A 22,320-nucleotide genomic window follows, 5' to 3' on the forward strand; every position below is an offset into this window, starting at 1 on the left:
AACGAAATGTCCTCAGCAATTGCTGAGGGTATTGTTCTTAGCGGTCGCCTTCAGGGGATGGGCGTTCGACCGGCGATTTTTCGATTGGCGACTCAGTTGGGTTTGGTAGGGCACGTACGCAATACGGCGCAAGGTGTTGAGATTCATATTGAGGGATCTCCAAATCAGACGGAGGCATTTAGGCGGCAGTTGCGTGGCTTCCTTCCAGCCGAGGCACAGATCCTTAGCGAGCAGTCCCGCGAAGTTCCACCGATCGGTCGCGCTCGATTCGAGATAGTCCGAGAGAACACGCAAGATTCAATTGTCACAACGGTACCGCTCGATACGGCGGTTTGCCGTGAATGCCTCGATGAGATCTATCAACCGGGAAATCGACGGTTTCTATATCCGTTTAATAGTTGTGCTCGATGCGGTCCACGCTATACCATCATCCGCCAAATGCCGTTTGAGCGCAACGATACAGCGATGGTCGACTTCCCTTGGTGTGAAGATTGTTATGCCGAGTATCGCTCTGCCGACGATCGCCGATTTCATGCCCAAACCATTTCCTGTCCAAAGTGCGGTCCACGTCTGTGGGGCATCTCGGCAGGGAACCGGCGATTTGACGACCAAGAGGAAGTCCTCGACCAGGCTTCCCAGGCAATTCTTCGCGGGCTAATCATCGCACTAAAAGGGCTAGGAGGCTATCAACTTCTGGTCGATGCCACCAACCCAGACGCTGTGGAGAGACTCCGACAGAGGAAGGGTCGGATAAGCAAGCCGTTTGCCGTAATGATGCGAACGGTATCGGAGGTAGACCAGGTTGCCAAGTTGGATAGCGTTGAGCGTCAGGTTTTATTCTCGGCAACCAATCCGATCGTTTTGCTCGATCTGAATCAGGAAACGATCATCGCTCCGGGTGTCCATCCAGGCTTGAACACTGTCGGCATCATGTTGCCCACCACACCGCTACACGACTTACTGCTAAAGCGTGTCGGGCGTCCGTTGGTCTGTACAAGCGGGAATCGCGAAGGGGAGCCGTTGGCCTTCGAAGTGGAAAACGCGGAAGCGATGTTGTCCGGGATTTGCGATCTCTGGTTACATCACAACCGTTCGATTGCCCGTCCTGTCGATGACAGTGTGGTCCGGATCGTCGCCGGGAATCGCGCTGCGCTGAGGTTGGCCCGCGGTATGGCTCCTCTTCGATTAGACTTGGACACAAACGAAACACAAATGGCCCTGGGCGGACAAATGAAATCTTCAGTGGCATGGAGTCACGATGGAAGTGCATTTCTGGGGCCGCATATTGGTGACCTTAGCAATTTGGCGGTCCAGGAACGCTACCAATGGCATCTTGCCGATTGGCAAAGCCTTTATCGTTTCTCAGCGACTCAGGCCGTGCACGACAGCCATCCAGGCTATTACACGACGCATGCCGCATCTCGAGAGTTTTTGGTCACGCAATCCGTTCAACACCACCATGCCCACATATGTTCGGCGATGCTTGAACATCACTTACTTGACCAACAGGTGCTGGGCGTGGCTTGGGACGGTACCGGTTACGGCATGGATCAGACGATATGGGGAGGAGAGTTTTTCCTGGCAGACAAGCATCAATGCTCCCGGATTGCTCATGTGCGACCGTTTGCCCTTCCCGGGGGAGAAACAGCGATCCTTCAACCTTGTAGGATCGCGTTTTCGTTGTTGAGTCAGTTGGACAGCGTGGATTCCTTCGATTCACTTCCCGTTTTCGAGTCTCTCAGATTGCGATTGTCGTTAGTGGAACAGATTCTGGACAGTCCGCAGTATTCACCAATCACAACCAGTGGTGGCCGATTGTTCGACGGGGTGGCAGCATTGATACTCAATCGCCAACGGAGCGAATATGAAGGACAGTTGCCGATGGTGCTGGAAGCGATTGCGGATCCCGAAGAAAAGGGAGCCTATGAATTCACAATCGCCAAGCAAACATTGGTAGAATTGGATTGGCGTTCACTGATCAGCCAAGTAATAGCTGACGTTGAAGCAAGGGTATCTCCAGATCGAATGTCGATGAGGTTCCATCGAGGTGTTGCCAACGCAATTATCGCCATTTGCCGTCAACACGCGGATCTTCCGGTCGTGCTAACTGGTGGTGTATTTCAAAATCGGCTTCTTGCAGAGTTGATCGCCGACATGTCGCAGGGCCAGAGGCCGCGAGTTTATCTGCCAGGTATTATCCCGCCTGGAGATGGTGGACTGGCGGCCGGTCAATTGGTAGCTGGCTATCGAAATGAGGCAAGATAATGTGCCTGGCAGTACCGGGTAGAGTCGTACGCTGGATTGACCGAACGCCGCCGTTTGAGAGCGCGGCAATTGAATTTGGCGGTTTGCATCGCGAGGTCAACATGGCCTGCGTTCCAGAAGCAGCCATCGACGATTATGTATTGGTTCACGCAGGCATCGCCATCAGCATTGTGAGCCCCGTAGAGGCAGAACAACTGTTGCGCACGCTCGACGAACTGGAATCGGTCGAAGGAGAAGCGGACTCTGCGGAGGATACTCCTCCATGAAGTACATTGATGAATTCCGTGATGCAGAAGCGTGCCAGAGAACAATCGATGCAATACGTCAAGTCACGTCACGTTGCTGGACGATCATGGAGGTATGTGGGGGGCAGACGCACGGACTATTAAGATGGGGAATCGATCAGCAACTGGATGGAGTCGTTCGACTCCTGCACGGCCCAGGTTGTCCTGTCTGTGTGACCTCCAGTTCGATGATCGATGCCGCCATAGAGCTTTCGCGACGCCCTGATGTTACCGTGACGAGCTTTGGTGATATGTTGCGTGTCCCTGGTTCACAGGAAAGCCTCTTGCAGGCGAGGGCAGGGGGGGCGGATGTTCAGTTGGTGTACTCCCCGCTGGACGCGGTTCGATTGGCGAGAGATAACCCGGATCGCCAAGTCATTTTCTTTTCCGTCGGCTTTGAAACGACTGCCCCTGCGAGTGCTCTCGCGGTAAAACAGGCTGCCGAATTGGGGCTAGAGAATTTCTCGTTACTTGTAGCACATGTTCGCGTTCTGCCAGCGATGGAAATGATTGCCTCCGAGGAACCCAGCCTGGTCGATGGGTTTCTTGCGGCGGGCCATGTTTGCACGATAACAGGATTTCAGGATTACGCGTACCTTGCTACTGACTATCGAGTTCCGGTTGTGGTTACGGGCTTCGAACCGTTGGACTTGCTGAGGGGGATTCACGAGTGTGTCTCACTTCTGGAGCGTGATGAACCTTCGGTTGTAAACCGCTACGAACGTTGCGTATCCGAGCACGGCAATCTTCAGGCGAAGAACCACGTAGAAGATGTATTCCGAGTCGCTGACCGAGATTGGCGTGGTTTTGGGATCATTCCTAACGGAGGCTTGGCACTTAGAACAGAATGGGCGCGGTACGACGCTGAACTCAAGTACTCGATTCAAGATTCGCTTGCGATTGTATCCGGTGACTGTCCTGCCAGCGAGATTATCACCGGACGTCTGAATCCCGTTGATTGTCCGTTCTTTGGCAAGCATTGCACCCCTGAACAACCGATGGGCGCCCCAATGGTGAGTAGCGAAGGCGCCTGTGCCGCCTACTATCGTTACCTACCCGCCAACCAGAATTCTCAACCGTCTCTATAGTAAGCACCGATGTCAAGATTGCCTGTCAATTGCCCGGTTCCTCGCTCAACGGATGACGCCGTAACGCTTGCACATGGAGAAGGTGGGCGTACGATGCGACGATTGATTCGTGACAGGATCGTCTCTCGATTGGGAAACACACCGCTGGTCAACCTTTCCGATGCCGCGGTTTTGCCGACAATGGGCGGTTCGCCGGTAATGACGACTGACAGTTTTGTTGTTTCACCCCTCTTCTTTCCCGGTGGCGACATTGGAACACTTGCTGTATTCGGTACGGTAAATGATCTCGTTGTCTCGGGTGCGAGCCCTCGGTGGATTGCGCTTTCGATGATCATCGAGGAAGGCCTTCCACTGGCCCTGCTGGACCGTGTGTTGGATTCGATCGTCGCTTCGGCACGAATTGCTGAAGTGGAGATCGTGACGGGAGATACGAAAGTTGTTCCGCGAGGTGCGGCCGACGGGCTTTTTCTGACAACAACGGGATTAGGAGAGCTTTTCGAACCTATTCCAACTGGTCCAGAAACGCTTAAAGAAGGGGATGTTATCCTCGTGACAGGGCCGATTGGACAACACGGAATTTCAATTCTGGCAGCTCGGGAGAAGCTCGGATTCGATCCAATGCCCACGAGTGACTGCGGGTCACTATGGAACGCGGCCCAATCACTTCGTTCGGCTGGCTGTCCGGTGCGTGCCATGCGGGATGCCACGCGAGGAGGGGTTTCGGCGGTCTTGCATGAATGGACTGAAACCAGTGATTCAACAATTATGATCAATGAAGAAGCCGTTCCTGTTGGTAACGAAGTCCGCGGCGCGTGCGAGCTGTTAGGCTTAGATCCGCTCCACCTTGCGAACGAAGGAACGATGCTGGTTGCGGTGCCCAAGGAGATGAACCAACGCGCATTGCAGGCACTCTTGAAGGTGGGAAATTGCCCAAGCGCTGCCATCATCGGCGAGGTAACAACACGGCGATTGGCTCCGGTTGTTGTTCGTCGCGGACGGTCTGCAGAGATTCCCCTTGAGGAACCACAAGGCGCACCGTTTCCTAGAATCTGCTAGGGTGAGAGCACAAAGCTCGGCGGCGCATAAAAAAAGCCCGGCTTCTGCCGGGCCGGAGAATTCAGGTTGCTTGGTGGACCCGAGTATTTATAAGCATTTATCGCCATGTTGGCGAGCGTCGAGTCCTAACAGGACTGCGAAGGATCGGATCCACCCGCCATCTCCTATTAGGTCAGCCTCCTGCCTCCCTTGGAAGTGCCACAATGGATGTTCGACGTTTGGCAAACTCGGACCGTCTAGGTTGCCTTGCCAGCGTCTGACCCTCAATGGCGGTTGTCACCCGCTACAACGGTCAGGCGGCTTCGCGTCCATTGCTCACCTTCTAATATTTCTACGTTTGGTGACAGCGTATGGTTCTTGTTTGGCCCAAAACATTCTTCACTATTTATGGTTGTGTTTGGGCAGAACGCGCGTTCCATAGCCATTTATGCAGTTCTATGGCAGGAACGATAGTTACTGACAAAGCGGCGACGATGAGCCAGGTAGTCAAAGACACAGGTGAAGTATCGAGAATCGATTGCATGAATGGAAGGTACATTGCGCCCAGATGAATCAAAAACGCTCCGATTGCTCCGGCCAATAGAAAGGGACTACGAAATGGGCTTAGGGAAAAAGCCGACTTTGTTTCGGAACGGCAGTTGCCAATATGGAAGTTTTCGAAGAGAACCATCATCAACAGAAGCACATTTCGAGAATCGCTTTCTGAGTACCCGTTAGAGATCATCCAGTAGAAAGTACCGAAGCCAACAGCGCCCGTGAGGCCAGCCGCAACGAGGGTTCTCTCGATCATCAAGCGATCGAAGATGCGTTCTTTAGGCGAACGTGGTTGGCGATCCAGAACATCTCCTTCGCCAGGCTCAAAGGCAAGGGCAACATCCTGAATACCATTGGTAACCAGGTTCATCCACAGTACCTGAACCGGTAACAGTGGTAATGGCATCCCGGTGACCACCGCTAACCCCATCACAAGTAGCTCGGCCGCCCCGGTAGAGATCAGAAGGTAGATCACCTTACGGATATTGTCATAGGCAACGCGACCTTCTTCGATTCCGACGACAATCGTCGCAAAATTGTCATCGCTGATTACCAGCTCGGATGCTTCACGAGCCACGTCTGTGCCCGACTTGCCCATTGCCACGCCGATGTTCGCCGCCTGAAGAGCGGGTGCATCATTAACGCCGTCGCCGGTCACTGCCACAAAATGGCCAGACTTCTGTGCGGCCTCGACAATCTGTAGCTTCTGTCGCGGGGCCACCCGAGCGAACACCCGGATGTTTTGTACGATCTGGGAAAGCTCCTCAGGGGTTTTGCTGGCCACTTCAGGCCCAGTCATGACTTGTTCTTCGTGCTGCGCCATTCCCAGATCACGAGCAATTGCCAGGGCCGTTACCGAATGGTCCCCGGTTATCATGGAGACGTCGACGCCACACCGATGGCAGGTATCTACCGCCTCGCGAACGCCTGGTCGCAATGGGTCGATCATTCCAACAAAACCTAGCAAGGCAAGGTTCGTCGGTTCGGAAGGGGCTCGTGTTTGATCGAGGCCTGTGGTGCCAGGGCCTTCCGCTACCGCTAAGACGCGGAGACCACGCTCAGCCATTTTCAAGGCAATTTGTTCCAGTTCCTCGCGGTCAATGTCGTCGCGACACATCTGAAGGACGCGTTCAGGAGCGCCTTTCACAATCACACGCACATCACCATCCAATCGATTGAAAGACGCTGCAAACTGGCGTTCCGACTCGTAAGGAATGTCATTAACCTGAGGAAACTTCGTGAGCATTGCTTCACGAGTTTCGCCAGCTTTGTGTCCGAGGACCAAAAGAGCCACATCAACTGCGTCACCGCGCCAGTGCCAGCTCCCGTTGCGCTGATGTAAATCGGCCTCGTTGCACAAGACAACAGACCGGATCAGCGACGCAAGAATCGGGTCTGAGATAACCTTGGAGTTGCTGTCTTCGGCAACGAGTTCTCCCTGCGGAATGAAACCTTCGCCGGTGACCTTCAACGCTTCACCGGTAGCGAGTTGTACCTCGCGGACGGTCAATTCGTTAACCGTTAGTGTGCCTGTCTTATCGGTCGCGATGAAGGTGCAACTGCCCAGCCCTTCGACGGCACTGAGCCTTCGAACGATGACGCCGCGTCGAGCCATTCGTGTCGTGGCCACCGCCAAGGACACCGTCATAGCAACGGGAAGGCCTTCGGGAATGGCTGCTACCGCCAAAACGACAACAAATATAAACATTTCTGTCACAGGATACCTGGCGAACAGACCACCAATTGTGCCAATTACTGCGGCGATCGCTAACGTCGAAAGGGCAATCACATTAGTGAACTGCTCCATGCGTTCTAAAAGGGGCAGTTTGCCTCCGGTTGCTCGTGTGACGTCCAGCGCTAGTTGTCCGACAGCGGTCGAAGATCCCGTTGCGACCACCATTCCTTTGGCACGACCGTGCGTTACGATTGAACCAGCAAATACCATATTGGCTTGATCCGATTGCGGTGAATCCGCACTTCCTATCCACTGGGGGTCTTTCGATACCGGCAACGACTCGCCCGTTAAAAGGGATTCATCAATTTCCAGTCCCCTCGCCATGACCAAGCGTAAATCGGCTGGGATGCGGTTGCCTGACTCGAGCCAGACAACGTCTCCAGGCACAACCTCCTCGGCAGGAATCTCCTGAACCTCCTCGCCTCGCTGGACGGATGCCCTGATTCGCAACAGCTTTCTCAGTGCCTGGCTACTCTTCTCAGCTTTCCATTCCTGGTATCCACCAACCGTTGCGTTGAGAAGCAACACGAAAAAGATAAAGCCTGCGTCGCGGAATTCTCCGGTAAGAATCGAGATAAATGCTGCGACGAGCAATATGTAAATCAACGGACTATAGAACTGCCGTAGAAGAACCTCCCACCAGGCAGGTGGCGGCTGTTCAGGTAGCGTGTTGGGCCCAACAGTCTCAAGGCGTTTGTCGGCCGTGGCTTGCGAAAGACCGTTTGCTGTGGCATCCAGCCGTCGATAAACCTCGGCCAAAGGAACGGCCTGCCATTCGCATTTATCGCTCACTTCAGCTACCTATCGATACATGAACGGACGCTCTGAATCGCAAGGGAAAACTACCTGTTTCGTTCTACGATTCCCGTTGAGTTGCGTGATACAGCGCTTATTGTCTCGTTAAATCATGGAGATTGGGATAGGGGGATCCGCCATGTGGAAACGGTTAATTCGGCGATAGGTCACCAGGGAATACTCGATGATAAAAGACTTAAACAGCATTGTTCTTATCGGTAATCCGAAAAAGCGTTGTCTCATCCGATGGCTAAGATTCCAACCTATTTTACGAGTCGTTGTCCTATCTGCGGTCGGACTCTGCAAATTCCGGCACATCTTTTGGGGGAGCTGCTCTCGTGTGAACAGTGTGGTGCGAATTACGTCGCACAGGATCGAAAGGTCGAGAAGGCAGATACGCCGGACCTCGAGTCGGAAATCATGCAGCGAACTGATCTCATCCTATCTGTGGTCCGGAAGCAAAGGGCACGAGGACCCGGGGCGGTAGATTCCGCAAAGGGCTTTGATGATGGCGGAAATCGCCATCGCGAAGCGGTGAATTCTCTGATTATGGACAAGGGGCGTTACAAGCACATTGGGAGTTAGGCCGTTCGCCCCACGAAGTATGCGATGTGTCGGCCCAACCTCCATAATAGGCGGTCACGATGAGTAGTACTGAATCAGCCCCCAGCGCTTTTCCCTGCCGTTTGCTGTTGGTCGATACCGATTCCCGATTTCGCCGGATCGTTAAAGAGTTTCTTTCTAGTCAGATCGTTCAGGTCGAAGAAGTAAGTCATGAACGTCAGGCATTGCAAAAACTCGAGCGATCTGAATTCGATGTGATTCTGGTTGAAATGGCAGCAAATACCGAAGCATCACTACTAAGGCTTCGGGAACTAAAGGAAAAGGCAGACTGTGAAGTCATCTGCGTGTCTGAGAAGCCGGATGCGGAATCAATCGTCGCCGCAATAAAGGCTGGTTGCTTCGACTATCTGACCAAGCCGGTACGCATGTCGCGACTGCAAAAGACCGTCGACAACGCATTCAGAACGGTTCGGCGACAGCGCCTATGTAGAAGCGAGCATCTACGAAACGGACAGGCAAAAAAGCCGCTGATGATCGGACAATCAGCCGCAATGCAGGAAGTATTTCGGCTTATCAAACGCGCCGGTCCCACGGATCAGCCTATTCTAATTCAGGGTGAAAGCGGCACTGGCAAGGAGCTAGTCGCCAAGGCTATCCATCAGGTAAGCCATCGCGTGGATCAACCCATGGTCGTTGTTAACTGCGCTGCGCTGCCAGAAACATTACTTGAAAGTGAACTCTTCGGCCACGAAAAGGGAGCGTTTACCGGAGCCGCAAGTGCCAAGCCTGGGTTATTTGAGGTTGCCGACGGAGGCACCATGTTCATCGACGAAATCGGTGAGATGGCTAGTGGCATACAAGCCAAACTATTACGTGTCCTTGAGGATGGCTCGTTTCGCCGTGTCGGTGGGACGGAGGAACGGCGTGTGAATGTGCGTTTACTGACGGCGACTAATCGCAATCTCTTCGAAGAGGTGAAAGAGGGGCGATTCCGTGAAGATTTATTTTACCGGATCGACGTGATGCGCCTCGAATTACCTCCGTTGCGTCATCGCGGAGATGATGTTGCCTTGCTCACGCACCACTTCATGGGCAACGATTGGCAAATCGACATGGATGCCATGGAAGCTATCGAGCGATATCGCTGGCCCGGGAATGTCCGTCAACTTATCAACGCCCTGGAAAGAGCCAAGATATTGTCGGACGATCAAACGATCCTTCTCCAGAACCTGCCTACGGAAGTCGCAGAGTGCACCTATGTATTATCGCATTCCGGACCGCCACGGAAGGATGACCTAGAGTCTTTGATGCGTCACCAAATAGAGTTGGTAATGTCACGCGAAAATGGCAATAAGGTTCGTGCTGCGCGTGCATTGGGCGTGAGCCGGCGTAGCCTTTACCGTCTCCTGGAAAAGTATCAGATCGAATGACTACAGTGATGGGCCTCGAAGTGGAGTGCGATGATAATTCCAAACCGAGAAGATGTCGGACGTCCAGGTGAAAACAAGAGGCTTAACAATGACAGTCCCTGCAGAAGGGCATGTTTCGAAAGTACTTGTCGGAACGGATTACCTGCCAGGGATTCTCCGCGTTCCGCCGATTGCTCAGGGGTTGGTTTTCTTAATCCATCGGAGTGAGAGTGAGCGAGCGCTTTCGGATGACCATGGGCTGGCACTGTTCCTGCAAGAAAAGGGATTCGCTACGTTGCTCTTTGACCTCCTTACAGAGTTGGAGGCGAGCGATGATCGGCATATTTTCGATATTCCGTTATTGGCTCTTCGCCTGCGAGGTGTTGAGAATTGGGCGAAGGAGCAGACAGCGATTGCACATTTGCCTTTGGGATGTTTAGGGGGCGGCACGACGGCCGCTGCTTCACTAGTTGCTGCGGCCTTAAATGGGAGCAGTTTAAGAGCGGTTGTATCGAGAGGAGGTCGCCCCGATTTGGCGAAGGCATACATTCGGATGGTATCTGTCCCGACGCTGTTGATTGTTGTGGGCGCGGACGACGGTGCGATTCAGTGTAATCAGAAGGTCTACGATGAACTTAAATGTACAAAACGTTTTGAGGTTGTAAGTCACGCACCGGAACTTGTCCCGGGCACAGAAAACACTGGGAAGGTTGACCATTTGGCAGGAGATTGGTTTTCGTCGTATCTTCGTGAAAAGGATCAATAGTCGCTTGTTGTCATCGCTAGTGTGAATCTAAGAAGAAAGTTCTTCTCAGCGGGTGTCTGATATCGACAATGAAAGAACTGCGAGTGATTAACTGTGATCCAAATGAATAGACTGAAAGTCAAAAAATAGTCGCGGCAACGTTTCACCTTTATCAGCAAGTCTGAGTTCGGGGGACGTGATGCGTGGGAGGTGTCGATGAGGGCCCAGCTACTCCGTCAAGTAGTGTCGTTACGTGATGTTTCGACACCGTTGGAACTCGTCGATATTCCCACGCCGCGTCCCACCCGAGGCGAGATTCGGATAAGAGTTGCCGCTTGTGGCGTATGCCATACGGAACTTGATGAAGTCGAGGGAAGAACAGCTCCCCCCATTCTTCCTGTAGTACCTGGACATGAAGTCGTGGGCTACGTCGACGAAGTGGGTGACGACGTGTCGCACCATCGCATTGGCGATCGCGTGGGCGTCGGTTGGATCCATTCTTCTAGCGGGGGTGAGCAGGAGAACATCTGTCCTCAGTTTCGTGCCACAGGCAGAGATGTAAACGGTGGATATGCAGAGTACATGACGGTACCAGAGGAGTATGCGTATCCAATCCCCAAGTGCTTTACAGATTCCGAGGCCGCACCTCTATTGTGTGCCGGAGCGATCGGTTATCGCGCGATGCGACTTACTGGCATTGAGGATGGGCAGACTTTGGGGCTCACTGGTTTTGGTGGATCGGCCCACTTAGTGCTGCAGATGGTACGTCACCAGTTTCCTCGGACGAAGGTATTCGTATTTGCCCGTGACGGAGACCAGCAGGAATTCTCTCTGGAACTAGGGGCTGTGTGGGCAGGCCATACGACCGATCGGGCTCCGATCCCTTTAGATGCCATCATCGACACGACACCCGCCTGGCAACCCGTTGTCGAGGCCTTGGCGAATCTCGCGCCAGGGGGGAGATTGGTCATCAACGCCATTCGCAAGGAAGATGACGACAAAGAACAGCTACTCCAATTGAGTTATCACGAACACTTGTGGATGGAACGAGAAGTAAAGACGGTAGCCAACATCACGCACTATGATATTCGTGAGTTCTTACCGCTAGCGGCCGAAATCCCCCTCCGCTCCACGATCACCACCTACCCACTGGAAGAGGCGAATCGAGCGATCGTAGAATTGAAGCAGGGAAGCGTAAAAGGGGCCAAAGTTCTGGTGATGGATGCTTGAGGGTTACCGGTAAAGAGGTTAGCCGTTTTCCAGTACCCACTGAACGGCCAACTTCATCAATTCAGCACTGTTTTTTGCGTTAAGTTTGTGACGAAGTTTCTCCCGGTGCGTATCAATCGTATGCACACTTAGTTGCAATTGCGCGGCGATGGCTGAAGTTGTCTTACCATGGCCAATCAGCTGGAACACTTCCAGCTCTCGGTCACTAAGACGCTGGATTGGATCCTCATTGACAGGCGTGTTATTCGAAGCTACCTGGCTAAGTAACTGCTGCATGATTTTGGGGCTTAGGTAACGCTGGCCGCTAAGGGTAGTGCGGATGGCGTCGATTACCTTGTCTTGCAGTTCTCGTTTATTCACATATCCCAATGCACCAGCACGTAGGGCGCGTTTGGCGTATAGCGATTCGTCAAATGCTGAGACAACAAGCATCTTTGCAGCGGAATTACGTGCATAGATTTCTTTGATCAGTTCGATTCCGTTTCCATCTTCCAACTGGATATCGATCAGCGTCAGGTCTGGTGAAAGCGAACGGTACTGGGACAATGCATCGTTGATACCGCTCGCTTCTCCGCATACTTCAAGGTCTGGTTGACCGTCGATTCGAGCAGCTAGACCCTCTCGCACGATCGGATGATCGTCGACAATAAGAATTCGGCTGGGTGAAGATGATGTACCCATACTAATCGGCCCTCTCCGAATTGACGTCTCGCGAAAAGGTACAGCTAACGAGCGTTCCACCGTCTGGCCCCGGACCTATTTGGGCAACACCGCCGATTAGGCTGGAGCGATATTGCATGATCTTCAGTCCTGTTCCCAGATTAGAAAGTATTTGCGATGGGATTCCGCAACCGTTATCGAACACTTCCATGGTAATTGATCGCTCAGCGCCAATCAGGCGAATCTCAATGTTTGAAGCATGCCCATGCTTCATGGCGTTGTTTACAGCTTCCTGGACGATTCGGAAAAGGTGCGTTGCAACAAAGTTATTCGTCAGGTCGATATCTCCCTGAAATACGCAAGCACAGCCAATCCCATATTGCTCGCTTACCCTCTCGGCAAGCTCTTCCAGTGCTGCCCGAAGTCCCTCCGCGTCGATTTCTACAGGAACGAGACCGCGGGAAAGGTTGTGGACTTCGCGCGCGGCTTCACTAATACCGCGGGCAACGCGGTCCGCAAGTTTTGCCACTTTGGCAACGGTAGGCTGACAACGCGTCTCCCATTGTTCGTCGTTACAAAGCATCTCGGCGACTGTTTGCGACAGCAAACCCAGACCTGTCAGTTGCTGCTGAACACTATCGTGCAGTTCATGCCCAATACGACGGTCTTCTTCGGCAGCGATCGCCAGCACTTGTTTTTGTAACTCCTTGAGTGCCGATATGTCGCGAATGATGCCGGTGAACAGCGGAGGATTATCGATTTGGCTCACCGAGAGATGCACTGGAAACGTTGAGCCATCTTTTCTCCGAGCGACGACTTCCCGTCCTGTACCGATCACGCGAGCTTCCCCAGTCGCCAAATAGCGCGAAAGGTGATTATCGTGCTCGCTACGTGATGGCTCAGGCATCAACAGCTTTACGTTGGTACCGATCATCTCCTCGGCCAAGTAGCCAAACATGCGCGACGTGGCCGGGTTGACGCCGACAATCGTTCCCTGATGGTCGATCGTCACAATCGCGTCGGTCGCCGTTTGAAGAATGGCTCGCAAACGCGACTCTCGTTCACGCAGTTGTCGAGCCGATTTATTCTTTTCCGTTACATCGCGATGAATGGAGACGTAGTTGGTACAGTGGCCATTCTTATCGATCATGGGTGTACAAACGATTTCCGCGTCGTAGGTCGTGCCATCCTTTCGATAGAAGAGCAATTCTCCTTCAAAAGGCTGGCGAGCATGAATCGCCTGGTACACCTCTTGAACGGATTGTGAATTCGTATTTTCACCGTGAAAGATCTCAGGTGTTTCACCCAAGAGCTCAGCCTCTTGGTATCCCGTTATCTGACAGATGGCTTCGTTAACGAATACGATTCTCGGACAGGAACCATCGAATTTGGTATCGGTGATGACGACACCTTCCCCCAGGTGCGAAACCGCCTCGGCGAGTAGACGCCGCTGATTCTCGGCATACTGCCGGGCGTCCGTTTCCAGTTTCAGCGACTCTCTGGTTTGCTTCAGCTGGCCGATCCTCCGCAGCGTGGCCTTGAGCATCTCCGCATTGATGGGTTTCAGCAGATAGTCGTATGCTCCCTCGCGAAGGGTCTGAATGGCGTCCTCGATCTTAGGATTGCGCGTGGCCATGACGATCGACGCATGGGGGAGCATCCTTCGTAGACGGGGAAGCACTTCGCGAGCGGATTCGTTGGGAAGTTCTCTATCCAGCAGGATGACGTTTGTATCTAGCCAATCCCCTTGATTCACGGCTTCATCGAAAGATGAGGTCAGACGGACACGATGCCCGTCGGGCTCGAGAACATCCCGAATGTAAGTGCGTGTATCGTAATCACTTTCGATCACGAGTACGGAGAGAGACAACAATGTTGGTTGAGCGTGGGGCAAATGAACACCTAACTATACATCCGGCCGGATCAGCAATACCGCAGCAAAGTCCTTCATCAGCTTCCACTCATCATAAGTTCAGACGCACCAATATGTAATCGTGATATCTGAACGGTTGATCTAAAACGAACAAGTGAAAATGAGTTGGCTCGGCAGACTCGGATGGATTGTGAGACAAGCGAATGCTGCGGAACGACAGGTTGGATTCGGCCAACTTCCGACTCGCCTGAAACACTACCTGGCAACTGGACTTGAGGATGGCGGAAATCACCATCCAGAAATAGAGTTTAGCTCGATTTAGAAAAATCCGGAGAACCGTCATATTTTCCTTTGGCAAGTGAGACGCTCGAAGTGAGGCAGTCCACGAAGGCCCAACAACCAGGCGCAAAGTGATCTGCGTCGAAAATGAGACAAGGAGGAGAATCATGTTGGTACTAAGTCGAAAAGCCAGTCAGACCATCCAAATTGGCACGGATGTTACTCTCACGGTTTTGGGAGTCTCTGGTAATACGGTTCGCTTGGGGATTGAGGCTCCGCAGGAGATTCCCATTCTTCGTGGCGAACTTCTTAATCGAATCGAAAAACAGGCTTCCGGCGAATTGACGCCTGTGCCTGACGAACAACACCCCACCCCGAAGCCGGACTTGCAGTTCGCCCTTCTCAACGTTCCGGCTTCGGTTATTCAAGTCCCCTAAATGCAAGAAGTATTCTGATGTATGTTCAAAGACCTCGATGCCGAAAGAGTCAGAAGTATGCACAAGACGACGTGATGCGAGCCGTAAGACGCCGAATGGATCAATGCCGATATGGTTTCATCTTTCGCAAGGTAAGCGCTCGTTTTGATAACGGTACGCTGACGCTGACTGGCCAAGTACCGAGCTTCTATCTGAAGCAAAACCTGCAGGAACTTCTTCGTGATATTCCCCAGGTACAGCAACTGGTGAACAGCGTCGATGTCGTCAGCAGTTGCGGACTTAGCAGCGTCCGGCCCTAGAATTACCGCCGGAAAAACAAACTAGTTGGTTTCACCATTCGGAAATCAAGTTCTTCTCGATATTGCTGCTAAACGCGACACGCAAGAATTTAAGTAGGAGGCAGAAAGTCAGTAAGTTGGTTTTGGCAAGCCTATTTGCCAAAGCCAATTCATCTCCTATTCAATATAAGGAGAAGAACATGAACGCTCCACTTACAACCCGACAAAGCCGCGGGCTGTTTCCTTGGGCCCAGGGCGGCGGTGTTCCTGCTCTGCGAGAAGAGATGGAACACATGTTCCAGCGTTTCTGGGATGAAAATGGTGACGCCTGGGGTAGCCAGATGCTGTCACCGGCCCTTGATCTGAAGGAGTCTGACAAGGATGTTACCGTTCGTCTGGATCTGCCTGGTGTGGAAGCTAAGGAGGTCGACATCCAGCTGAATGGAAACCAGTTGGTGGTTAGTGGTGAACGTAAAGAGGAGAAGGAAGAAAAAGGTGAGACTTATCACCGTATTGAACGTCGAAGCGGCCGCTTCTCGCGATCGACGATTCTGCCATGTGCCGTTCAGGAAGACGAGATTGACGCCACGATGAAGGACGGCATCTTGACCGTCGTGCTTCCAAAGTCGCCGGAAGCTCAGTCGCGCCATATCGAGGTTAAGAGTAGCTGAACCTCGATGCTTGCGCCGTCGGCTTGGCAGAAGTCGGCGGCGCAACTTTTTGCTCGATCATGCATTTCGGCGCTGATGCACGAACTCTGTTAAATCGGGCAATTGGCATAGAGCCGTTTGCTTGTACTCACCTCATCTTATTCCCATTCTTGCAATATCCGAGCGTACTGATGCTGCTTTCCTTCGGCCATCTGAACCAAATCGGAAAACAGATCACGCACTTGGGACGATGATGTCGATGCAGCCAGATCGCGATAAAGGTCCATCAATTTAGCATCGAATGACAGCACCTGTTCAACGATCTCCTCTGCCGTCATCCCGGCGTGCAGGTCTAAGTTCGCAAAGGCTTCGGTGATGGTTTCATCCGCGGTAAACTGCAACCACGTATCCAGGGCCGTCTTTACATTGGATTCTTTTTCATAGCGCCGAACTGCACTATTGAAGGCTTCCTCGTGACGTCCAATGTAAGCCAACAGTAATTGCAGGCGTTCGTCCGGTTCGTTGGTGGAAAGCTGATGACACACCTTGTTCAGTTGGTGGTGTACGCTTCGGACATGATCCAGAATGTCTTTTACTTGTTTCGATGGCATCGGAATGTCTCCTGGTTCCCGAATCGTCATCGTTGCTGGGGTATCGCGAAGTTCGGAATACGACGGGAACTAAATGCATGAATGGTATGGACTAAGCTGCCCATTTGAATAAGCAAAGTGCAAAACTAATGCCGAGCAGGCGCATGTCAGTTATCACAGGCAATTGCGTCGATTTTTGCAACGGGACCGGGGATTGAGTGAGCGAATTCGCACACTGAGTTACAATCCGTGATCCATTCCGCGCGCCCCAAGCAACCGTTGGGGAGTTTAACTCTGATCGAGAGTTGCTATGGGCAATTACCCCTCACCCGAAAACAGATAGATCACATCAGATCAAGTGCGACGAGCGAGGCGGTCTAGCTCATCGTAAAGTAGTGTCGCATTGAGTGGTTTTGAGATGTAGCTATCCATTCCGGCTTCTAAACAGCGCTCACGATCCCCTTTCATTGCATGGGCCGTCATGGCAAGGATCGGAATATGCTTTCCCCCGGACTGTTCGCGGGCACGTATGGCAGCTGTCGCCTCAAACCCGTCCATTTCAGGCATTTGTACGTCCATGAGTACAACGTCGAACAAATTGTCTTTTTCCAATAGGTCCAAGGCAATTCGTCCATTGTCGGCAATGACGACGATGTGGCCGCGCTTCTCTAGCAGTCTTTCGGCTAGTCTTTGATTGACCGGATTGTCTTCGACAAGCAGCAGCCGAAGCCCATTTTCAGATGTAGGTTGATTTGCGGATGATTTGACTTCGCTTGTTTCTCGCTGCTTGGACACTACGTGCTTGCATTGCATGATGGCGTGCAAAAGCTCAGTACGGCGAATTGGCTTGGTTAAATATGCGTCGACGCCGACAGTGTGACATCTGGCTGCATCCTCTCTGCGATCCGCCGAAGAAAGCATCATCAATGTTGATCCAACTAATTCGGCGCGAGAACGAATCTTCTCAGCCAGAGTAAATCCATCCATCTCGGGCATCATGTTGTCGGTCAGCACGATCGAGAAGGGTTCACCGTGCTCGTAAGCCTCGTGGAGTGTTCTGAGGGCGTCGCGACCATTGGTCACGGTTGTGGGCTTCATGTTCCAAGCCGATAACATCTCATGCAACAAGCGGCAATTGGTTAGATTGTCATCAACAACAAGAATGGGAACGCCTCTTAGCTTTTCGATTTCTATAGGCGTCGTCCGGAGTGGCCGAATTTTTGGCAAACCAAACTTGGCGGTGAAATGGAAGGTGCTTCCCTTGCCTAGTTGGCTTTCAACCCAGACTTCACCCTGCATTAATTTGATCAACTGGGCCGAAATCGCCAAACCTAGCCCAGTTCCTCCATACTTGCGGGTCATTGAACTATCGACTTGGGAAAACGCCTTGAACAAGAGCTCGCGCTTATCCTCCGAGATTCCAATGCCTGTGTCTCTGACCGAGAAATGGAGCATTATGTCGTCAGCCGAGCGAGAGTCGACCTCCACCCGCATGATGACTTCTCCCTCGGACGTGAATTTGATGGCGTTTCCCAGCAAATTCACGATGATCTGGCGTAAGCGACCAGCGTCGCCAATGAGTACCTCGGGGACGGAATTGAGGACATGACAGGCCAGTTCGATTCCTTTGCTGTTGGCTTTTAGTGCCAAGAGACCGACTGTATCGTCGAGATGGTCGCGCAGTTCAAATTCAAAGGGCGACAACTCGAGCTTGCCCGCTTCGATCTTGGAAAAATCGAGAATGTCGTTGATGACATCCAGTAAGTGATCGGCGGAATCCTTGACCATCTCGAGATACTCGCGTTGATCACTGGACAAGTTGGTATCCAGTGCCAGGTCTGTCATTCCAATGATGCCATTCATCGGCGTACGAATTTCATGGCTCATATTCGCAAGGAACTCGCTCTTGGTTCGATTGGACGCCTCCGCAGCGTCCTTTGCGATTCGGAGTTCGTTTACCGTTTTGCCCAGCTCTGCTGTCCGCTGGTGAACGCGGTGTTCTAGTTCCACATTAAGTTTGCGCACCTCGGCTTCGGACTGTTGCTGCTGAGCATCATAAGCGGCAATCGCAGCGGCCATCGTTTCCATGTCGCGTGCTAGTTCGCCTAGTTCGTCCTTCGTTTGCACGCCGATGGAAGTGACCGGTTCTCGGTTGGCGATCTGTGTGGCGGCAGCCTTAAGTGCGTAGATGGGGCGAATGATGCTCTTGCTCGCAAAATACCCTGCCGTGGCGACAATGAATGTCAAAAGGCCAATCACGATGCTTGACACCCATATCGTCCTGTTAAATTGGGAGTTTGCCTCGCGGTAGACCTGATCGGCATTATCAATTCGCGTCTGCATCCAACCGTTCAGGTCATCGTTTACCTTCTCGAATTGCAACTGTTCGGCGCCGGTCGCATTGATGAATGCCTCTTCTCGGTATCGCTGCTTTGCTTTCTCGATCGTGAAATCTTTCAGCTCTTTGTATTCGCGCCAGCTGCGTCCCAGTTGCGCAAATGCCTCTGCCTCTTTCGAGTTGCCACTATCAATCTTCCACCGGGAAAACGCTTCGTCGATCTGCCCTGTCAACTTCTGCTGTCGAACGTCGAGGTCTCTTTGTAGAGTCGCATTGGGGGCCATGACAATCGATAAAGATAGTTGCCGCAATTCGTTCAGGGGAACAGCAATATTGCGCGAACTGTCCCTAAAATCTTCAGCAGTTTTATAGACTTGCCCGACCCACGTGAAGGTAGAAGCAGAGTTGGAGATTCCATAGATGCCGAGGCAGGCAAACGCTACGCCCGAGAGGGCCACGAGGAAAATCAGTTTTGATTTAACACCACCCTTAAACATGGGGCACCTGCTACTTTATTTGAACCCGAGTAATTTCCACGGGCGTTCTCAACGAGGGAGGGTAGGGGGCTTTCGAAGATCGAACTGACCAATGCTGTTCGGTCACTTCAATTCTCCATAGCGGCATGCATGCCATGCGATACGGATGGAAAACCACCTCCTTGTTGACGGCGAAGACTTTGTTAGGCGTTGGCACAAACAACATGTATCCCTGGTCGTAGGCGCGCCGCATGATCTTTTCACAGATGTCTGCAAAGTCCGGATCTTCCACGGTCGCTTGGAACATCTCTTCGAGGTATTCATCCATTACCGGATCAGGCAAAATCGTGCTCCAGGCATTGTTCGCCCGAAGCACGAGGAAGACTGAGAAAGGGTGATTGAAGTACCAGTCGTCGTTGCCCCAGATCAATAGATCCCAGTGGTCGCTATTCTTTCCCTTATAGGTTGTAAGCAACTGTTCAAAGATCTCTCGTTCGCTGTTGGTAACTTGGATGTCAAGCGTTACACCGACTCGTGCAAAATGCGTTTCAATACCTCGCCACAGTGGCAGAAAGCGGTCTTGCGTAAGAACACGAAGCGTTAGTCCATCGAGAATGCCTCGAAGCCGCTGCTGTGTCTCATTGTCATTTGGATCGAAATCGGCTGGGGTGGGAAGAAGATGCTGTGAAACTTCGCCAACGCCAGGAAACTGAGGTGAGATCGGAGAAAGAAGTCCTTCATTCTCAAGCACAAAATGAAGCAGATTGTGTCGATTGATCGCTTCATTGAGAGCATTCCTGACGGCTTTGTCTTTTAGCTTTGGATGGCCATTTATCATGTTGAAATGGATAGCGATATTGTCCGTCGAAGGAGAGATGACGAGCTTGCTAAAGTCGGACAGGATGGTCTCGACTTTGTCTTCGGGCGGAATAATCGTAATGTCGAGTTCGCCTTCCTCGTACAAGGCCATTTGCTTTGCTTCCTGACTATCGAGATCGGTGAAGACGGTAATAGTCTCCACTTTCGGATAGTTGGGGTCCCAATAATATGGATTTGCCGTGAGAACCGCCTTGCTCGTTTGGCGGTCTCCTTCCATGTAACCTTCAGTCAGCATATAGGGGCCCAAGCCGTACGGGCCAGGCATCGACAAGTTCGGGCAGTTGTCTTTTCCGTTCCAGCCGCCCGGATTGCGTTTGAGATACTCCTCCGTATAAAACTGCATCCAGATCGCATCGTTCATAAACGAGCCGTATTTCTGGGTCAGGTGAAATCGCACGGTGTAGTCATCGACCTTTTCGACATGGTCGAACACTTCGTCGATTTTGCTGTATTGGACTGGCTTCTTCTTGAAGTATTCCATATTCAGCACAACCGCATCGGCGTTGAACGGAGTACCATCCTGAAACCTGACACCTCGGCGCAGTTGAAATTCGTAGGTGGTATCATCTATTTGCTGATGGTCTACCGCCATGTCGTATTCCCAGCCACGTTGATTGGCCGCCGGTCGAATCAGGGCTCCATTCACTGCATGAGAAGTGTAAAGATAAGGCAAGCTGGGAATGAAGACTTTGACATGCGAACCCTTAACGAGCTTAGTGGAAGCCCGGTTCCATGCATCATCGGTTCGGAGTTCAATCGCCTCGATGGAATTAGTTTGCCCGAAGGATGGCCGGCCAGTCACGCCGACAACAAGTACGAGAGAAACGAGGACCACAAGAAGATAAGCAGGTGAGGTTCGCGGCATACCCGAACTCCTCCTTATTGCAAGTCGAGAAGGTACCCTGAGTGTATCTTCAAGGAGATGAGGACACCACAAAGTCGGCCAATTTATCAGCCAGTAACTCTACCTGCAAACGAGCCAATCCGTCCGAAAAGCTGACTGACATCGTGACGCTATGCCGACTCAGATAACGTCTGCGAACAATTACGCTGTTTGAATAACATCGTTGAGCTAAGTCGATGCTTAGCAGTTTTCAATCACGCAGTTGACTTGGGTTGGGCGACATCTTTGACGAAGCGAAGAATCTCGTATCCACGATTGCAACATTCGTGTCTTACAAACCCGCTCCGTAATTCGCTCGAAGATCGGAAAGTCTAAGATGACTCGAGAGGCACTCCAACCGATCGGTCTTTGACTTTCAAAATGTACAGTGATTCCGATTGCCTCATGGGAGGCTAGCGAGCAGCTTGTTCCGGATCTTCGGCAGAAAGTCATTGACGCGGACATTATTATCGATAATATATAGTCATATTAAGTTAACCTTGAGGAATTCAGATGGTCAAACGCCAGTGCATGAGCGATGAGATCCGAAATGCCCTAGCACAAAGGATTTATGATGGATCCCTGATGCCCAATGCGCGGTTGATCGAACTATCTATTGCCGAAGAATTCGGCACTAGCCAGACACCAGTTCGTGAGGCATTACGTGAACTTGAGGCGATGCGGCTGGTCCAGTCAGAGCCTTATAAAGGAACGCGGGTGCGACAGATTACGCCTCGCGAAATGGCCGAAGCATATATGGTACGGGCCATTCTCGAGCAGCGGGCCGCCGAGTTAGCCGCCGCACGTTTTGAGAATAACACGTCCGCGCTGGAAGCCACCGTAGAACGAATCTGTGATTCGGCCAAGCGTGGCGACATCGACGCATATGCCCAAGGCAACCTGGACTTCCATCGAAGCATCGTTGCTGCCGCAGACAACCTGGTGCTTCTACAAAGCTGGGATGCTTTAAGGTTTGAAGCCAGAATTCGTGTGAATCTGTTCCGCAAAGAAAACGCCATCGTTGCGCGTGCCGCCGAGCATCATCCGATCGTGGTGGCACTGAAACAAGGCAATGGCATCGAGGCTGGTCGTCTGCTTCGCGAGCATTCGGAGTCGTTCGCGGAAGCCTGGGCCAAAGAAGTTGAGTCCCCTTCATCTGATACCGATACACCCTCCCCATCTTGCACGATCGAAACGTCCACTGCGACGAATGGATCGGATTAGCCCCGCCTTACTCCCCCGCGAATCCCCTTTCTCTGAGTAGTTACGACG

At 52.2% G+C, this 22,320-nt stretch carries 18 protein-coding genes; 12 read left to right on the top strand and 6 right to left on the bottom strand.

All coding sequences use genetic code 11. From position 1 onward, the window contains the following. The first annotated feature begins 6 nt into the window (after positions 1–6). From hypF to hypE, 4 genes are read left to right on the top strand one after another with little or no spacing between them, the layout of a single operon-like run. Positions 7–2,265: a carbamoyltransferase HypF gene (hypF, locus tag PSR63_RS24995; RefSeq protein ID WP_274328630.1), complete on the top strand. Its 2,259-nt coding sequence runs from the start codon at positions 7–9 to the stop codon at positions 2,263–2,265. After that, positions 2,265–2,531: a HypC/HybG/HupF family hydrogenase formation chaperone gene (locus PSR63_RS25000; RefSeq protein WP_274328632.1), complete on the top strand. Its 267-nt coding sequence runs from the start codon at positions 2,265–2,267 to the stop codon at positions 2,529–2,531. The genes hypF and PSR63_RS25000 overlap by 1 nt, the downstream gene beginning before the upstream one ends. After that, on the top strand, positions 2,528–3,637 hold the full coding sequence (gene hypD / locus PSR63_RS25005; protein WP_274328634.1) for a hydrogenase formation protein HypD: 1,110 nt from the start codon (positions 2,528–2,530) through the stop codon (positions 3,635–3,637). The genes PSR63_RS25000 and hypD overlap by 4 nt, the downstream gene beginning before the upstream one ends. Positions 3,638–3,646: 9 nt before the next feature. After that, positions 3,647–4,693 (top strand): hydrogenase expression/formation protein HypE, encoded by a 1,047-nt coding sequence (gene hypE / locus PSR63_RS25010; protein WP_274328636.1) that lies wholly within the window; start codon positions 3,647–3,649, stop codon positions 4,691–4,693. A 385-nt stretch (positions 4,694–5,078) separates the two neighbouring features. Here the strand turns inward: hypE and PSR63_RS25015 are convergent, their stop codons facing one another. Further along, on the bottom strand, positions 5,079–7,754 hold the full coding sequence (locus PSR63_RS25015) for a cation-translocating P-type ATPase (RefSeq protein WP_274328638.1): 2,676 nt from the start codon (positions 7,752–7,754) through the stop codon (positions 5,079–5,081). 249 nt (positions 7,755–8,003) lie between these two features. On the opposite strand from PSR63_RS25015, the gene PSR63_RS28310 reads away from it, so the two are divergent. The 4 genes from PSR63_RS28310 (at position 8,004) to PSR63_RS25030 (ending at position 11,705) form a co-directional block, all read left to right on the top strand. Beyond that, complete coding sequence (locus PSR63_RS28310; protein ID WP_443111068.1) at positions 8,004–8,342, top strand: hypothetical protein; 339 nt, start codon at positions 8,004–8,006, stop codon at positions 8,340–8,342. 59 nt (positions 8,343–8,401) lie between these two features. Then, the gene (locus PSR63_RS25020; RefSeq protein ID WP_274328640.1) at positions 8,402–9,751 is read left to right on the top strand and encodes a sigma-54-dependent transcriptional regulator; all 1,350 of its coding nucleotides are present in this window, start codon (positions 8,402–8,404) and stop codon (positions 9,749–9,751) included. Between the two features lie 88 nt (positions 9,752–9,839). Continuing rightward, positions 9,840–10,496 (top strand): dienelactone hydrolase family protein, encoded by a 657-nt coding sequence (locus PSR63_RS25025; RefSeq protein ID WP_274328642.1) that lies wholly within the window; start codon positions 9,840–9,842, stop codon positions 10,494–10,496. Between the two features lie 195 nt (positions 10,497–10,691). Beyond that, entirely contained in the window at positions 10,692–11,705 is a 1,014-nt protein-coding gene (locus tag PSR63_RS25030; protein ID WP_274328643.1) for a zinc-dependent alcohol dehydrogenase family protein, read from the top strand. A gap of 18 nt (positions 11,706–11,723) precedes the next feature. On the opposite strand, the gene PSR63_RS25035 is transcribed toward PSR63_RS25030, so the two are convergent. Both PSR63_RS25035 and PSR63_RS25040 read right to left on the bottom strand, forming a co-directional pair. Continuing rightward, positions 11,724–12,386, bottom strand: a complete 663-nt coding sequence (locus tag PSR63_RS25035) for a response regulator (RefSeq protein WP_274328644.1) — start codon at positions 12,384–12,386, stop codon at positions 11,724–11,726. Position 12,387: 1 nt separating this feature from the next. Further along, a complete protein-coding gene (locus PSR63_RS25040) occupies positions 12,388–14,235 on the bottom strand; it encodes a hybrid sensor histidine kinase/response regulator (protein ID WP_274328645.1) in 1,848 nt (615 codons plus the stop codon). Positions 14,236–14,684: 449 nt separating this feature from the next. Between PSR63_RS25040 and csrA the strand changes: the two genes are divergently transcribed. The 3 genes from csrA (at position 14,685) to PSR63_RS25055 (ending at position 15,903) form a co-directional block, all read left to right on the top strand. Further along, positions 14,685–14,954, top strand: coding sequence for a carbon storage regulator CsrA (gene csrA, locus PSR63_RS25045; protein WP_274328646.1), 270 nt, complete (start codon positions 14,685–14,687; stop codon positions 14,952–14,954). A 74-nt stretch (positions 14,955–15,028) separates the two neighbouring features. Continuing rightward, the gene (locus PSR63_RS25050) at positions 15,029–15,253 is read left to right on the top strand and encodes a BON domain-containing protein (RefSeq protein ID WP_274328648.1); all 225 of its coding nucleotides are present in this window, start codon (positions 15,029–15,031) and stop codon (positions 15,251–15,253) included. Positions 15,254–15,432: 179 nt separating this feature from the next. Further along, positions 15,433–15,903, top strand: a complete 471-nt coding sequence (locus tag PSR63_RS25055; protein WP_274328649.1) for an Hsp20/alpha crystallin family protein — start codon at positions 15,433–15,435, stop codon at positions 15,901–15,903. A gap of 137 nt (positions 15,904–16,040) precedes the next feature. Here PSR63_RS25055 and PSR63_RS25060 read toward each other — a convergent pair whose 3' ends face one another. From PSR63_RS25060 to PSR63_RS25070, 3 genes are all read right to left on the bottom strand, one after another. Continuing rightward, the gene (locus PSR63_RS25060) at positions 16,041–16,493 is read right to left on the bottom strand and encodes a hypothetical protein (RefSeq protein WP_274328651.1); all 453 of its coding nucleotides are present in this window, start codon (positions 16,491–16,493) and stop codon (positions 16,041–16,043) included. Positions 16,494–16,826: 333 nt separating this feature from the next. Beyond that, a complete protein-coding gene (locus PSR63_RS25065; protein WP_338000657.1) occupies positions 16,827–19,307 on the bottom strand; it encodes a response regulator in 2,481 nt (826 codons plus the stop codon). A gap of 10 nt (positions 19,308–19,317) precedes the next feature. Beyond that, positions 19,318–21,030 carry an ABC transporter substrate-binding protein gene (locus PSR63_RS25070; RefSeq protein ID WP_274328653.1) on the bottom strand — a complete coding sequence of 571 codons (1,713 nt, stop codon included), beginning with the start codon at positions 21,028–21,030 and terminating at the stop codon, positions 19,318–19,320. Between the two features lie 549 nt (positions 21,031–21,579). Here PSR63_RS25070 and PSR63_RS25075 point away from each other — a divergent pair. Further along, positions 21,580–22,272, top strand: coding sequence for a GntR family transcriptional regulator (locus tag PSR63_RS25075; protein WP_274334256.1), 693 nt, complete (start codon positions 21,580–21,582; stop codon positions 22,270–22,272). The last annotated feature ends 48 nt before the right edge of the window (positions 22,273–22,320 follow it).

The organism is Bremerella sp. P1, assembly GCF_028748185.1.
GTDB lineage: Bacteria > Planctomycetota > Planctomycetia > Pirellulales > Pirellulaceae > Bremerella.